The 15,267-nt window shown below is 57.5% G+C and carries 14 protein-coding genes; 6 read left to right on the top strand and 8 right to left on the bottom strand.

Annotation, left to right across the window (positions count from 1 at the left end; all coding sequences use genetic code 11):
- Window positions 1–41: 41 nt before the first annotated feature.
- Entirely contained in the window at window positions 42–1,718 is a 1,677-nt protein-coding gene (locus tag HII27_RS08610) for an AsmA family protein (RefSeq protein WP_185667509.1), read from the bottom strand.
- Between the two features lie 119 nt (window positions 1,719–1,837).
- Window positions 1,838–3,229 (bottom strand): nucleobase:cation symporter-2 family protein, encoded by a 1,392-nt coding sequence (locus HII27_RS08605; protein WP_185667508.1) that lies wholly within the window; start codon window positions 3,227–3,229, stop codon window positions 1,838–1,840.
- Between the two features lie 284 nt (window positions 3,230–3,513).
- Between HII27_RS08605 and gltS the strand changes: the two genes are divergently transcribed.
- Window positions 3,514–4,716 carry a sodium/glutamate symporter gene (gene gltS / locus HII27_RS08600; protein ID WP_185667507.1) on the top strand — a complete coding sequence of 401 codons (1,203 nt, stop codon included), beginning with the start codon at window positions 3,514–3,516 and terminating at the stop codon, window positions 4,714–4,716.
- Between the two features lie 75 nt (window positions 4,717–4,791).
- Here the strand turns inward: gltS and glpK are convergent, their stop codons facing one another.
- Window positions 4,792–6,300: a glycerol kinase GlpK gene (gene glpK / locus HII27_RS08595; protein ID WP_185667506.1), complete on the bottom strand. Its 1,509-nt coding sequence runs from the start codon at window positions 6,298–6,300 to the stop codon at window positions 4,792–4,794.
- A gap of 21 nt (window positions 6,301–6,321) precedes the next feature.
- Window positions 6,322–7,170 (bottom strand): MIP/aquaporin family protein, encoded by an 849-nt coding sequence (locus HII27_RS08590; RefSeq protein WP_185667505.1) that lies wholly within the window; start codon window positions 7,168–7,170, stop codon window positions 6,322–6,324.
- Window positions 7,171–7,591: 421 nt separating this feature from the next.
- Between HII27_RS08590 and zapB the strand changes: the two genes are divergently transcribed.
- The 4 genes from zapB to HII27_RS08570 all read left to right on the top strand — a co-directional run bounded on the left by zapB (window position 7,592) and on the right by HII27_RS08570 (window position 11,262).
- Window positions 7,592–7,837: a septal ring assembly protein ZapB gene (gene zapB / locus HII27_RS08585; RefSeq protein ID WP_115073675.1), complete on the top strand. Its 246-nt coding sequence runs from the start codon at window positions 7,592–7,594 to the stop codon at window positions 7,835–7,837.
- Between the two features lie 208 nt (window positions 7,838–8,045).
- The gene (gene sbp / locus HII27_RS08580) at window positions 8,046–9,035 is read left to right on the top strand and encodes a sulfate/thiosulfate ABC transporter substrate-binding protein Sbp (protein WP_185667504.1); all 990 of its coding nucleotides are present in this window, start codon (window positions 8,046–8,048) and stop codon (window positions 9,033–9,035) included.
- Between the two features lie 93 nt (window positions 9,036–9,128).
- Complete coding sequence (locus HII27_RS08575; protein WP_185667503.1) at window positions 9,129–9,884, top strand: CDP-diacylglycerol diphosphatase; 756 nt, start codon at window positions 9,129–9,131, stop codon at window positions 9,882–9,884.
- Between the two features lie 73 nt (window positions 9,885–9,957).
- The gene (locus tag HII27_RS08570) at window positions 9,958–11,262 is read left to right on the top strand and encodes an SLC13 family permease (RefSeq protein WP_185667502.1); all 1,305 of its coding nucleotides are present in this window, start codon (window positions 9,958–9,960) and stop codon (window positions 11,260–11,262) included.
- A 77-nt stretch (window positions 11,263–11,339) separates the two neighbouring features.
- On the opposite strand, the gene tpiA is transcribed toward HII27_RS08570, so the two are convergent.
- Both tpiA and HII27_RS08560 read right to left on the bottom strand, forming a co-directional pair.
- The gene (gene tpiA, locus HII27_RS08565) at window positions 11,340–12,107 is read right to left on the bottom strand and encodes a triose-phosphate isomerase (RefSeq protein ID WP_035895862.1); all 768 of its coding nucleotides are present in this window, start codon (window positions 12,105–12,107) and stop codon (window positions 11,340–11,342) included.
- Between the two features lie 108 nt (window positions 12,108–12,215).
- Window positions 12,216–12,812, bottom strand: coding sequence for a DUF1454 family protein (locus tag HII27_RS08560; protein ID WP_185667501.1), 597 nt, complete (start codon window positions 12,810–12,812; stop codon window positions 12,216–12,218).
- A 111-nt stretch (window positions 12,813–12,923) separates the two neighbouring features.
- On the opposite strand from HII27_RS08560, the gene HII27_RS08555 reads away from it, so the two are divergent.
- Complete coding sequence (locus tag HII27_RS08555; RefSeq protein ID WP_185667500.1) at window positions 12,924–13,355, top strand: DUF805 domain-containing protein; 432 nt, start codon at window positions 12,924–12,926, stop codon at window positions 13,353–13,355.
- Here HII27_RS08555 and fpr read toward each other — a convergent pair.
- Both fpr and glpX read right to left on the bottom strand, forming a co-directional pair.
- A complete protein-coding gene (gene fpr / locus HII27_RS08550) occupies window positions 13,346–14,092 on the bottom strand; it encodes a ferredoxin--NADP(+) reductase (RefSeq protein ID WP_185667499.1) in 747 nt (248 codons plus the stop codon). The two genes, HII27_RS08555 and fpr, sit on opposite strands and share 10 nt — an antisense overlap.
- Before the next feature lie 96 nt (window positions 14,093–14,188).
- Window positions 14,189–15,199 (bottom strand): class II fructose-bisphosphatase, encoded by a 1,011-nt coding sequence (gene glpX / locus HII27_RS08545; RefSeq protein WP_185667498.1) that lies wholly within the window; start codon window positions 15,197–15,199, stop codon window positions 14,189–14,191.
- Window positions 15,200–15,267: the final 68 nt, after the last annotated feature.

The following is a 15,267-nucleotide window of genomic DNA, read 5'->3' as shown; positions in this document are numbered from 1 at the left end:
TCCGAGCCAACCCCGGGGTCGGCGTGAACGCCTCGCCCGGGCTACTTTATCATTCCACCCTGCATCTGCTGGGTGACTTCCTGCTTATTCATATTTACCGCATGCAGCTCCCCGTTTACCGTCGGTTTCAGCGGCGCATCGGCCTGTACATTCCCGCTCGCCGTCAGCTGAATGTTCCCGTCGCCGGAAATCGGCGGCGCAGGCCATCCCCATTGCTGGAGCACGTTCAGCGGCACGCCGCGGCCGTTCAGCGTTACGCGGGTCTGGCGTTGTGGCTGCTGGGCCACGGTGGCAGTGGCTTCCAGAATGCCTTTTTCGGTAAAGGCGCTCAGTTCGGTGATATTCACGTTTGAAGCATCGGCGTTCAGCGTCATGGATGGGCGGCGTACGTCAACGCGGTTAAAGGTTGCCGCTGCGCCGTTCAGCGTCGCGCTGCCGCCCCAGATGCCCCACTGGCGATTTTTCGCTAGCTGCAGGTTGGCCCCGTAGCCGTCCAGCGCGGTGACCTGCCACGGGAAGTCCGGGGTGATATCAATCACCAGGTTACGACTGGCACCAAATTTCTTCAGGGTCACGCTTTGCAGCCACGGCGGCAACTGCGCCATCCACAGCGTTTTCCAGTTCTCCGGCAGCGTATATTCCAGCCCGGCGAAGACCGCGTCGTCCAGCACCAGCGCATTCCCGGCGCGCAGCCAGTTGCCGGAACTGCGCACCATGCCGCCTTCCCAGCGTGAGGTGAACTGGCGCAGCGCAATGCCCTGTGGCGAGAATTCGGCGTTGAGGATCGGATCGAGCAGATGCAGCGAGCCGTAGATAAACTCGCTGGCGTTCATCGAAATTTTGCCATCATCGCTCTGCCAGCCGCCCTGACTGAGGGTCAGGTTGCGCAAGTTGAAGTCGAGGTCGGTGACCGCCCAGTCCGGCCCCTGCAGGTGCGCGTCGGTAATGTCCAGCCGACCAATCTGCAACGACGGTACGGTAGTCAGCGGGGCGAGGAAATCGAGCAGCGACTTGTCGCTTTGCATGCGAATATCGTTAAGGCGCAGATTATCCACCACCCAGCTGCCGTCGCTGTTGCGCCGCGCATTGCCGGTGAGCGAGCCGCGTGCCATATCCGCGCCAACGGTAGTTAAGGTCACCTCGCCGTTATTGAGCGAGCCTTCGATCAATGCGTTGGTGGCCGGTACGCCGTTAAGCGACAGCGAACCCGCGCTCATCTGAATCTGGGCTTTGGTGCCGAGCACGTTGCCTGCTACTGGTGCCCACGGCATCACGCCGCCGGAGACGCGCTGGGCGCTCAGTTCCCAGCCGGTTTCCGGGCTGTTTAGCGCCATGTTGCTCAGTTGCAGGCGGTCTGCGGCAAACGGCAGCGGCGCGGTGGAAGGGGAGAGATTCAGCGTGCCATCCTGCAACAGAATAGTGTCGACGTGCAGCGGGTCGGTTATCTGGCGCGAACTCAGGCCGATATCCACCGCTTTGGCGACCAGCGTTGCGGGTTTGCCGTCGCGGCCAAAGGTGACGTTTTTCAGCAGGATATGTGAAGGTGAAGAGAAGCGATGATCCATCGCGTCAAACGTAATGTGATAGGCGGTGTTATCGCTCAGCCACTGGCTAACGTGGCGGGCGCCCCAGCGCGTTTGCAGCAATAAATAGAAGGCTAATATCACCACGAACAGGGCGATCAGCAGCCAGATAATGAGCTTTCCAAGAAATTTCATGATCTTCCATCCTGTGAATGGCACATAAACCTGTTATGCATGATTTATATGCAATGCTCAAGCTGGGAATCGTATTATTCGATGTCTGCGGCAGTGGCGGAACCACTGCCGCAAAGGGATTACGCTTTTTCCGGCGGGAAGACCAGATTGAGGATAATCGCGGTGATCCCCCCGGCAGCGATACCGGAAGAGAGCAGGTTTTTCAGCCAGTCCGGCGCAAACTGCAGGATTTGTGGCTGCTGGGAAACGCCCAGGCCGACGGCCAGCGACAGCGCGATAATCAGAATCGCACGGCGGTTCAGCGGTTCGCGGGAGACGATGCGCACGCCGGATGCGGCGATGGTCCCGAACATCACCAGCGTTGCGCCGCCGAGCACGGGCTCAGGAATGTGCTGCACAAAGCCGCTTACCGCCGGGAACAGGCCAAGCACGATCAGCATCAGCGCCACCACAAAGCCCACGTAACGGCTGGCAACGCCGGTCAGCTGAATCACGCCGTTGTTCTGCCCGAAGCAGGAGTTCGGGAAGGTGTTGAAGATGGCCGATACGCAAGAGTTCAGGCCGTTCGCCAGCACGCCGCCTTTCAGGCGCTTCATATAGACCGGGCCGGAAACCGGCTGTTCGGACACGTCAGAGGTGGCGGTGATATCACCGATGGTCTCGAGCGAGGTAATCATAAACACCAGCATCAGCGGCAGCAGCAGGCTCCAGTCGATGCCCAGGCCGTAATACAGCGGGGTTGGAATGGTAATCAGGCTGCTGTTCGTTGGTGCGGTGTTTTCCGGCAGCATGCCGAGGAACCACGCCATCAGGTAGCCTGCCGCCATGGCAATCACCAGAGAGGCGATGCGCAGGTACGGGTTACGCTGGCGGTTAAGCAGAATAATGATCGCCAGCACGATCCCTGCCAGCAGCAGGTTTTTCGGCGCGCCGAAGGTGTGGTCAGCCATTGCCGCGTAGCCGCCGCCGATGGAGGTCAGGCCAACCTGAATCAGCGACAAGCCGATAATCATCACCACCACGCCGGAAACCAGCGGCGTAATCACGCGGCGCGCCAGGTGCAGCACGCGGGAGATAACCATCTCGGTGCAGCTCGCCAGCATCAGGGTGCCGAACAGCGCCGCCATCATCGTTGGCACGTCTGCACCACCGGTTTTCAGCGCCGTGCCGCCCATGATCAACGGCGCAACGAAGTTGAAGCTGGTGCCCTGAATCGACAGCAGGCCAGAACCCACCGGACCCCAGGCTTTAATCTGGATGATGGACGCCACGCCGGAGGCGAATAACGACATGCTGATAATGTGCTGAGTGTCTTCCGCCGGCAGGCCAAGCGCCTGACAGATGAGCAGCGCCGGTGTGATCACCGCGACAAACATCGCCAGCAGGTGCTGGAACGCCGCGAACAGGGTCTGCGGCAGCGGTGGGCGATCTTCCAGACGATAGATTAATTCGCTGTTCTGCGAATGCGCAATCGGTTGCGCATTGGCTTGATCGAGTGTGTTAGAAGACATCTCAGAGGTAATCCCGTGGTGGAAAAGTGGCGATTTTAGCGGACTGGTTGGTAAAAGCAATCGGTTGCTTTCACGGATGACAAATTATTGCGTAAAATAGCCGCGCAAAATAAAGGGATTTGGCGGGGTAAGTTAACGAAAATGATGACAAATAATACGTTTTTCTACCCTGATCGCCTTTTTCTTGCTTACACTTTTGCCCAACGCCTCATGAGGAGGCGTGGACGACATGGGAAATTGGTCGCGTGTGAATGAATCATACGTTTTAGTCAGGAGCTGTAATTATGTTTCATCTCGATACTTTATCGACGCTCGTTGCCGCAACGCTGGTGTTGCTGCTAGGACGAAAACTGGTTCAGAGCGTTCCCTTCCTCAAGAAATACACTATCCCCGAGCCCGTTGCGGGCGGCCTGCTGGTGGCGTTGGCGCTACTGGTGCTGAAAAAGAGCATGGGCTGGGAAATCGACTTCGATATGAGCCTGAAGGACCCGCTGATGCTGGCGTTCTTCGCCACGATCGGCCTTAACGCCAATATCGCCAGCCTGCGTGCGGGCGGCAAGGTGGTGGGGACGTTCCTGATTGTGGTGGTAGGGCTGCTGTTGCTGCAAAACGCATTGGGCATTGGTATGGCGAAGCTCTTAGGGCTCGACCCGCTGATGGGGCTGCTGGCGGGTTCGATTACGCTCTCCGGCGGTCACGGCACCGGGGCGGCGTGGAGCAAGCTGTTTATCGAACGTTATGGCTTTGAAAATGCAACAGAAGTAGCCATGGCCTGCGCCACCTTTGGGCTGGTGCTCGGCGGCCTGATTGGTGGTCCGGTGGCGCGCTATCTGGTGAAACACTCGTCGTCACCGAACGGCACGCCGGACGATCTGGAAGTGCCAACGGCGTTTGAAAAGCCGGACGTGGGGCGCAGCATTACCTCGCTGGTGCTGATTGAGACCATCGCGCTTATCGCCATCTGTTTGACGCTGGGTAAAGTGATTGCGCAACTGCTCGCCGGTACGGCGCTGGAGTTGCCAACGTTCGTCTGCGTGCTGTTTGTTGGGGTGATCCTCAGCAACGGCCTGGCGCTGATGGGCTTTTATCGCGTGTTCGAACGAGCGGTGTCGGTGCTGGGTAACGTCAGCTTGTCGCTGTTCCTGGCAATGGCGCTGATGAGCCTCAAGCTGTGGGAGTTAGCGGATCTGGCGCTGCCGATGATTGTGATTCTGGCGGTGCAGACCGTGGCGATGGGGCTATATGCGATTTTCGTCACCTACCGTCTGATGGGAAAAAACTACGACGCGGCGGTGCTGGCGGCAGGTCACTGTGGCTTTGGCCTTGGCGCCACGCCGACGGCGATTGCCAATATGCAGGCCATTACCGAGCGTTTCGGGCCGTCACATATGGCGTTTCTGGTGGTGCCGATGGTGGGGGCGTTCTTTATTGATATCGTCAACGCGCTGGTGATTAAGCTGTATTTGATGTTGCCGATGTTTGGCTGATGGTTTATGCCGTCCCCGGCGTCGCTGCGCTCGGCCGGGCTACATTAGATTGGTAGCCCGGCCGAGGCTCAGTGCTTACCCTTCGTGATCTTCCCACGCTAACGCGCGTTTCACCGCTTTCTGCCAGCCGCTGTAGCGGAAGTTACGCTCGGTGGTTTCAATCCCCGGACGGAACTCGCGCTCAATCACCGCTTTCTCCTGCAGCTCATCCAGGTTCTGCCAGAAGCCGACCGCCAGACCAGCCAGGTAGGCCGCGCCGAGCGCCGTCACTTCACGCACTTCCGGGCGCTCCACGCGGGTGCCAAGAATGTCGGACTGGAACTGCATCAGGAAGTTGTTGGCCACCGCGCCGCCGTCCACGCGCAGGGCGTGCAGACGAATGCCGGAGTCTGCCTGCATCGCTTCCAGCACGTCGCGGGTCTGGTAGGCGATGGATTCCAGCGTGGCGCGAATAATATGGTTCGAGTTCACGCCGCGAGTCAGGCCGAAGATGGCGCCGCGCGCATACGGGTCCCAGTACGGTGCGCCGAGGCCGGTAAAGGCTGGCACCACGTACACGCCGTTGGTGTCCTTCACTTTGGTAGCGAAGTATTCGGAGTCGAACGCGTCGCTAATCAGCTTCATTTCGTCGCGCAGCCACTGAATGGAGGCGCCCGCCATAAACACCGCACCTTCCAGCGCATAGTTCACTTCGCCGCGTGGGCCGCAGGCGATGGTGGTCAGCAGGCCGTGGCTGGAGGCCACCGCTTTCTCACCGGTGTTCATCAGCATAAAGCAGCCGGTACCGTAGGTGTTTTTCGCCATCCCTTCTTTCACGCACAGCTGGCCGAACAGCGCCGCCTGCTGGTCACCGGCAATCCCGGCGATAGGAATACGCGTGCCGCCTTTACCGCCGATGTTGGTCTGACCGTACACTTCGGAAGACTTGCGCACTTCCGGCAGCATGGCGCGCGGGATATCCAGCGCGTCCAGCATCTTGTCATCCCACTCCAGCGTGTTGATGTTGAACAGCATGGTACGCGAGGCGTTGGTGTAGTCGGTGACGTGTACGCGCCCTTGGGTCATTTTCCAGATAAGCCAGGTATCAACGGTACCAAACAGCAGTTCGCCGCGTTTCGCACGCTCGCGGGAGCCTTCAACATGGTCGAGGATCCACTTCACTTTGGTGCCGGAGAAGTACGGGTCAACGACCAGACCGGTGGCTTTACGTACGTACTCTTCCATACCGTCGCGCTTGAGTTGCTCACAGATATCCGCGGTGCGGCGGCACTGCCAGACGATGGCGTTGTAAATTGGCTTACCGGTTTCGCGCTCCCACACCACGGTGGTTTCACGCTGGTTGGTGATACCGATAGCGGCAATCTGGTCGGAGCTGATGTCGGCTTTTGCCAGCACTTCGACGAGGGTGGAGCTTTGGGTGGCCCAGATTTCCATTGGGTCGTGCTCAACCCAGCCTGGTTTAGGGTAAATTTGTTCGAATTCGCGCTGTGACACGCTGACGATGTTGGCGTCATGATCCATAACGACGGCGCGGGAGCTGGTGGTGCCCTGGTCGAGCGCAACGATATATTTTTTGTCAGTCATAATGAACGTTCCGTAGTCAGTTTACAGCGAAGCATTTTGTTGGTTCTGGCTGGAGGCCGCCTTCGGCTCTTCAACCTCGCAGGTGTCGCACGGCAGGTGACGGCCAATCAGCTTGCGATAGCTGAACGCACCCAGCGCAGCACCTACTATTGGCGCACACAGCGGCACCAGGAAGTAAGGAATATCTTTGCCGCCGGTGAAGGCGACGTCGCCCCAGCCTGCCAGCCAGGCGAACGTTTTCGGTCCAAGGTCACGCGCAGGGTTCATCGCAAACCCGGTCAGTGGGCCCATGGACGCACCGATAACCGCAATCAGCAGGCCAATCAGCAGCGGTGCCAGCGGACCACGTGGAACGCCGTTACCGTCGTCGGTAAGCGCCAGAATCACGCCCATCAGGATAGCGGTAATCACCATTTCTACCGCGAAAGCCTGCACAAAATTGATATGTGGGTTCGGGTAAGTCGAGAAAATACCGGCCAGTTCAAGACTTTCGACGCTGCCGCGCACCATATTGTGCGTGTGTTCGAAGTTGAGGAAAAGGTTGTAATAAAGCCCGTAGACCAGCGCGGCGGCGCAGAACGCACCGGCAAACTGAGCCACGATGAACGGCACGACTTTACGCCCGTCGAAGCAGGCGAACAGCCAAAGTGCAATGGTCACGGCTGGGTTAAGATGCGCACCGGAAACCCCCGCAGTCAGGTAGATGGCCATCGCCACGCCCAGACCCCAGATGATACTGATTTCCCACTGGCCGAAGGTCGCCCCGGCGACTTTCAACGCTGCGACACATCCCACGCCGAAGAAAATCAACAACCCGGTACCAAGAAACTCGGCAATGCACTGGCCTTTTAAGGTTGATGTCTGGCTCATAATCGGAATCCTAAAGACTAATTGATGATTATTGTGTTCATGAGCGGTCATAACACTCATGTTGCCTTGTAGGCATAGTGTTAATTTATCGTTAACGAGCGTAAACGAGAAATATCGAAATCAAAATGTGTGTGCCGCGTCAAGAAATGAGCGTTTTCGCGCCAATAAATGAACATTATCGGAACGAAAACTGTGAGGAGCGAAACATTCTCGTGGCTAAACATTTAACAATTTAATGGGAAAGTGCGCTAACGCTCCAGGACCAGGCCGAAAATTGCGGACAACCGCAATCTACAGGCTCTGGCGCTGGACAGTCGCGACGGCGCTCCATACAATCGACTGCAAGCCGTGCGCTTATTTACGTTAAGGCGTCGCCGGGGTTCCGGGACGATATCAACGCCTTGCAAGATCAGGAGAGGTTATGACGATGTCATTAGAAGTGTTTGAGAAACTGGAAGCGAAAGTTCAGCAGGCGATTGATACCATCACGCTGTTGCAGATGGAAATCGAAGAGCTGAAAGAAAAGAACAACACCCTGGCGCAGGATGTACAGTCTGCACACCAGAGCCGTGAAGAGCTGGAGCGTGAAAACAACCAGCTGAAAGAACAGCAGAGCGGCTGGCAGGATCGTCTGCAGGCGCTGCTTGGCCGCATGGAAGAAGTCTAATTCCACTCCTCCCCGGGCGGTTTTTTAACGGCCTGGGGATGCTTCACCCCCGCGAATTTTCCCCGCTGAGTGATTTCGAACATACGCGCATTTCGTGTACCCGCTTATATTTCAAAACTGCATAATCAATCTTTTTTTATTCTTTAATCATTGGTTCGATTTCTGGCAGGCTAGCCTCATTACAACACAACAGATAAGAGAGCGGGCGATGAATAAGTGGGGCGTAGGGTTAACTCTTTTGCTGGCTACTACCAGCGTACTGGCTAAGGACATCCAATTACTCAACGTGTCGTACGATCCGACGCGTGAACTGTACGAACAATATAACAAGGCGTTCAGCGCGCACTGGAAAAAAGAGACCGGTGATAACGTGGTGATTCGCCAGTCGCACGGCGGCTCCGGCAAGCAGGCGACTTCCGTGATTAACGGCATTGATGCCGATGTGGTAACGCTGGCGCTGGCCTATGACGTTGACGCCATTGCTGAACGTGGACGCATCGACAAAAACTGGATCAAACGCCTGCCGGATAACTCCGCGCCGTACACCTCCACCATCGTGTTCCTGGTGCGTAAAGGCAACCCGAAACAGATTCATGACTGGAACGACCTGATTAAACCGGGCGTTTCCGTTATCACCCCGAACCCGAAAAGCTCCGGCGGCGCTCGCTGGAACTACCTGGCCGCCTGGGGCTACGCCCTGCATCACAACAACAACGATCAGGCCAAAGCGCAAGACTTCGTGAAGGCGCTGTATAAGAACGTGGAAGTGCTGGACTCCGGCGCTCGCGGTTCGACTAACACCTTCGTAGAACGCGGCATCGGCGACGTGCTGATTGCCTGGGAAAACGAAGCGCTACTGGCGACGAACGAACTGGGCAAAGACAAGTTTGAAATCGTTACCCCAAGCGAATCTATCCTCGCCGAGCCGACCGTTTCCGTGGTCGACAAAGTCGCTGAGAAAAAAGGCACGGCGGCGGTGGCGGAAGCTTACCTGAAGTACCTCTACTCGCCGGAAGGCCAGGAGATCGCGGCGAAGAACTACTATCGTCCACGTGACCCGGCGGTGGCGAAGAAGTATGAAAGCGAGTTCCCAAAACTGAAGCTCTTTACCATTGATGATGAGTTCGGTGGCTGGACCAAAGCGCAGAAAGACCACTTCTCTAACGGTGGGACTTTCGACCAGATTAGTAAGCGTTAATCTCCCTCTAACACCCGGTGATTTTACCGGGTGTTTTCTTTTGGTCATCAAACTACGTTACTCTTCCCCTCTGGTTTGATTTGGGGAGATAAAATGACACGGATAAAATACCTGCTGGCAGCGCTGCTGGTGTTGGTGATTGCTGCGGGGGCGGGCGGCTGGTATTGGCTGCATTCCGGCAACCCGGACGCGCTGCGCCATATTGTGCTAGACCAGTGTGTACCTAATCAGCTCAATCATCGCACCCCGGCACCCTGTGCCGATGTGAACCCGAAGGGCGGCTATGTGCTCTTTAAAGACCGCAACGGCCCGCTGCAGTATCTGCTGATGCCAACCTACCGGATTAACGGCACCGAAAGCCCACTGCTGCTCAACCCGCAAACGCCAAACTTCTTCTGGCAGGCGTGGCAGCGTCGTATGATCATGAGCGACAAACGGGGTTCGGAAGTACCGGATAGCGCGATCTCCCTGACCATCAACTCCCGTACCGGGCGGACGCAAAACCATTTCCACATCCATATTTCCTGCCTGCGCAAAGACGTTCGCGAGCAACTGGACGGTGATATCGCCGCCATTAGCAGCCGCTGGCTACCGCTGCCGGGCGGGCTGATGGGGCATGAATATCTGGCGCGTCGCGTCACCGAAAACGAGCTGGCGCAGCGCAGTCCGTTCCTGATGCTGGCGGAAGAGGTCCCGGAAGCGCGCGATCATATGGGGCGCTTTGCGCTGGCGCTGGTGAAGCAAAGTGATGACTCGCTGTTGCTGTTGGCGACCGAGCGTAATCTGCTGACCCTGAACCGCGCTTCTGCCGAGGAAATTCAGGATCATCGCTGCGCAATCCTGCAATAACCCCACCTAATCTGGCGTTTACCTGTCTACCCTGTCGTCGTATGCTTGCTGAAAAAAACGACAGGAGACAGGTATGTCGCTCTGGTTGTCCCACCCTCTGTTCCTTCCCTCTATCATCGTTGGCGTGACTATCCTGCTGTGGGCCACCTCGCTGCTGCCGGAGTTTATTACTGCGCTGCTGTTTTTCGCCGCGGCGATGACCGCGAAAATCGCGCCGCCGGACGTTATCTTCGGTGGCTTTGCCTCGTCGGCCTTCTGGCTGGTGTTTAGCGGATTTGTGCTCGGCATTGCCATTCGCAAAACCGGGCTGGCCGATCGCGCCGCACGGGCGCTCTCCTCAAGGCTCACCGACTCCTGGCTGCTGATGGTCGGCAGCGTGGTGCTGTTGAGCTACGCGCTGGCGTTTGTGATGCCGTCGAATATGGGGCGTATTGCGCTGCTGATGCCGATTGTGGCGGCAATGGCCAAGCGTGCAGGGATCGAAGATGGCACTCGCGCGTGGTACGGGCTGGCGCTGGCCGTGGGCTTTGGTACCTTCCAGCTTTCTGCGACCATTTTGCCCGCCAACGTACCCAATCTGGTGATGAGCGGGGCGGCGGAAGGTGCCTACGGTATCCACCTCAACTACGTGCCGTATCTGCTGCTGCACACGCCGGTGCTGGGCTGGCTCAAGGGGGCCGCGCTGGTGGGACTTATCTGCTGGCTGTTTCCTGGAAAACCGCACCCGCCGCGCGACCTGGAGCCGCTGCCGCCAATGAGTGGGGATGAGAAGCGCCTGGCGTGGCTATTAGCGGTGGTCTTAACGCTATGGGTAAGTGAGAGTTGGCACGGCATTGGGCCTGCCTGGACGGGGCTGGTGGCTGCGGTCATCACGCTGCTGCCGCGCGTGGGATTTATCAACGGCGACGAATTTGCCAGCGGGGTGAACATTCGTGCCTGCGTTTACGTGGCGGGGATTCTGGGGCTGGCGATCACCGTGACCCAAACCGGGATTGGCGCGGTGGTGGGCAATGCGCTGCTGCATGTTATGCCGCTCAGTGAGGACGCGCCGTTTACCAGTTTCCTGGCCCTAACCGGTATTACCAGCGCGCTGAACTTCATTATGACCGCCAACGGTGTGCCAGCGTTGTATACGACTTTTGCTCAGAGCTTCTCCGATGCCACCGGTTTCCCGCTGCTCAGCGTGATTATGATTCAGGTGCTGGGCTACTCCACGCCGCTGCTGCCGTATCAGGCGTCGCCGATCGTGGTGGCGATGGCGTTAGGGAAGGTGCCGGCGCGGGCGGGGATGCTGCTGTGTCTGGCGCTGGCGGCGGTGAGCTATCTGCTGCTGTTGCCGCTGGATTACGCGTGGTATCAGGTGCTGGGGAAATTATAAAAAAACCGGCCAAATGGCCGGTTCTTCCCGGCGGCGCTACGCTTGGCCGGGCTACGGGGTCGTTCCGCGTAAATGTCTTACGCTTTTTTCGCCGCTTCTGCCGCTTTAACGATCACCGCGAAAGCGTCAGCTTTCAGGGATGCACCGCCAACCAGCGCGCCGTCGATGTCAGGCTGAGTGAACAGCTCTGCTGCGTTGCCTGCGTTTACGGAACCGCCGTACTGGATGATAACCTGTTCAGCGATTTTCGCGTCAGCTTTAGCAATGTGGTCACGGATGAATTTGTGAACAGCCTGAGCCTGCGCTGGGGTTGCAGATTTGCCGGTACCGATCGCCCATACTGGCTCGTAAGCGATAACCGCGCCTTCGAAGGCTGCTGCGCCCTGAGTTTTCAGAACGGCGTCGATCTGACGTGCACAAACTTCTTCAGTTTTGCCCGCTTCGTTTTCTGCTTCGGTTTCACCGATGCACAGAACGGGGATCAGGCCCTGTTCTTTCAGAATCGCGAATTTCTTAGCGATCAGCTCGTCAGATTCTTTGTGGTAAGTACGACGCTCGGAGTGGCCGATGATGATGTAGGTTGCGCCAACATCTTTCAGCATTTCAGCGGAAGTTTCGCCGGTGAATGCGCCGGACAGGTTCAGGTCTACGTTCTGCGCGCCCAGGTGGATGTGGCTGCCCGCAGCGGCGTGTTTAGCCAGATCGATGTACATTTCTGGTGGCGCGATAGCAACGCCACAACCAGCAACGCCAGCCAGTTCGGTACGCAGATTAGCAATCAGCTCGTTTACCATGTGGCGGCTGCCGTTCAGTTTCCAGTTACCCATCACTAAAGGATGTCGCATTTCGATTCTCCACGCTTATCAGCGAATTAAGGAATATGGCCGCCCGTCAGGGCAGCATGGTCTGTGAAACAGTATAGAGATTGAATGTCATGAAGGCTTTGCTTTTTATCATTTATTCTCCCCTTCAAGATTCTCAGATAACGCCAGCTTAATCGGTTCAACGGCGAAGGTCAGCCCTTTTTCACCGTTATCTGCGACAACATAGCGCATGGCGCCTTCGGTGCTGGCGAAGTAGTGTTTGCCTTTACCCAGCGCCAACAATTTTTGCAGCTTTTGCAGGCTTTGCGGTTTGGTGAGCGTTGGGATCACGGCGCGCATCAGGGCGCTCATATATTCCTGAGCTTTATTTTTCGCAGCCTTCTGTTCTGGCCCCTGAATAGGCAGCCAGGTTATCTGGATAGATTTAATTTTCAGCGTACCGCGCTCCAGCGCCGTCGAGGCGTAGAGGTTTTCGTTAATCTTGCTGGCGGCTCGGGTAATATTGAGCTGATCGCGGCTGGACGCGATGGCGCGGAACTCATCGAGCGGCAGCGTCGGATTGTCGGTATTGAATTTTTCCCGGAACTGGCTGATGGAGAGGTCAAAGACCGGCGCGCCAGACAGCAGATACGGCGCAACGGCCGCAGGCGATTGCGCCGACAGCACGGACTGACCGGCGCCCAGGGCCACAAGCCCTATTAGACACAGCGTTATCCACTTTCTCATGCTTATCGTCCTCCTCTTTTCAGATGACGATTAAAACGGGAACCGCCTCGCTTGTCAAAATGTGGCCGCTTCAGGGTAAACTACGCGGCACAACGACAAAGGAAAGGGTACATGACTCTACAGCAATGGTTATTTTCCGGTAAAGGCCGTATTGGCCGCCGTGACTTCTGGATCTGGATCGCCATCTGGGCGGTGACGATGGTGGCGCTGTTCAGCCTTGCGGGCGGCGGGCTGGTTGACCTGCAAACGGCGGCATTTATGCTGGTCTGTCTGCTGTGGCCAACGGCGGCGGTGACGATTAAACGCTTACATGACCGGGGCAAGTCCGGTATCTGGGCGCTGCTGATGATACTGGCGTGGATGCTGCTGGCAGGCAACTGGTCAATGCTGCCCGGCATGTGGCAGTGGGGCGTAGGGCGCTTTATCCCGACGCTGATCATTGTGATGATGCTTATCGACCTGGGCGCGTTTGTTGGCACCCAGGGCGAAAATAAATACGGCAAAGAGACACAGGACGTGAAGTACCGCGCCGATCACCAGTAGTGTTCAGCGGTCATGTGGCCCGGCCGACGACGCAGGTGTTTGGTCATCTGTCGGGTCTCTTTCAGCAACTGTTGGGTATCGCGCACCATCTGCGGGTTACCGCATAACATGACGTGGCTGGTTTCGGCGTTCATCGGCAGGCCGACCGCCGCTTCCAGCGCGCCGCTTTCAATAAGCGCCGGTACGCGCCCTGTTAGCATGCCCGGTGCGGTTTCCCGGCTGACCACCGTCTGAATACGCAGCTTACCAGCGTAACGCGCTTCCAGCGCCCGCATTTGCGGCAGATAGCTTAAATCGGCGGCGTAGCGCGCAGCGTGCACCAGCACCATATTTTTAAAGCGATCCAGATCTTTGCCTTCTTCCAGAATCGACAGGTACGGGCCAATGGCGGTGCCGGTTGCCAGCATCCACAGGGTTTCGCAGTCGGGAATTTCGTCGAGCACAAAGAAGCCAGCCGCTTCGCTGACGACCAGCACTTCATCGCCGGGCTTCAGCGCCGCTAAGCGGGGGCTTAGTTTGCCGTCAGGAACGGTCACCAGATAGAACTCGAGATCGGGGTTGTGCGGGGCGTTAACGTACGAGTAGGCGCGCTGAACACGCTCGCCGTCGATATCCAGCCCAAGCTTGGCAAACTGCCCGGCGGTGAACGGTTGAACCGGTGCGTGGACGGTGAGGCTAAACAGCGCATTCGTCCAGTTCTGCACGTTAACAACTTTGCCTGTAACCCAGTCAGCCATGGCTTTTCTCCCCTCAATATCGTTAGTTTTATCATCACCGCGACGAGAGCAGATTTCCAGCCCGAAAGGGCCGGAAAGCTCTATTGATCAAATGATTTAGAGAATGTGACGCTGAATTTCAGTGTCTTTGCGATCGAGGTAGTGAATCGACTGAATGCGGCGAATAGTCCGTGATTTCCCGCGGATCAGCAGCGTCTCGGTGGTGGCGATATTCCCTTTGCGAGTAATGCCGTCCAGCAGGTCGCCTTTGGTGATGCCGGTGGCGGAGAAGATAACGTTGTCGCTGCGCGCCATGTCGTCAAGCGTCAGTACGACGCCTGCTTCAATGCCCATCGCCTTACAGCGCTCCAGCTCGTTTTCACCGATGCGGCGGTTCTCTTCGCTGTCGCCTTTGACGTGGTGACGCGCCAGCAGGCGGCCGTGCATATCGCCATCCAGTGCGCGAATGACGGCGGCAGAGACCACGCCTTCCGGTGCGCCGCCGATGCCGTACATGACGTCGACTTCGCTATCCGGCATACAGGTCAGGATGGACGCCGCGACGTCGCCATCAGGAATGGCAAAGACGCGTACGCCCAGTTTTTGCAACTCAACGATAACGTCGTCGTGGCGCGGCTTGGCAAGAATGGTAACGGTAAGTTCTGAGAGCGGTTTATCCAGCGCGCGGGCGACGTTGCGCAGGTTCTCTTCCAGCGGTTTGTTGAGATCGATAGTGCCTTTTGCGCCTGGGCCGACAATCAGTTTTTCCATGTACATATCAGGCGCGTTGAGGAAGCAGCCTTTATCGCCCACCGCCAGCACCGCCAGCGCGTTTGCCTGGCCCATCGCCGTCATGCGGGTGCCTTCGATGGGGTCAACGGCGATATCCACCGCATCACCATTCCCGGTACCAACGGACTCGCCAATGTAGAGCATTGGCGCTTCATCGATTTCGCCTTCGCCAATGACGATGGTGCCGTCAATGTTGACCTTGTTGAGCATAATACGCATGGCGTTGACCGCTGCGCCGTCGGCGGTGTTCTTATCGCCACGACCCAGCCATTTGTAGCCTGCCAGCGCCGCCGCTTCGGTGACGCGCGAAAATTCGATAGCCAGTTCTCGTCTCATTACAAACTCGTCCAGGAAAGTAAAATTGTGCGAAGTTTAGCACAGCCCCTGCGGGGCTGCGGGTATCG

Origin of the sequence: Kluyvera sichuanensis, assembly GCF_014218705.1 — a bacterium.
Taxonomy (GTDB): domain Bacteria; phylum Pseudomonadota; class Gammaproteobacteria; order Enterobacterales; family Enterobacteriaceae; genus Kluyvera; species Kluyvera sichuanensis.
Note: the sequence above shows the minus strand (reverse complement) of the source record. Positions and strands in the feature narration are given on the sequence as shown.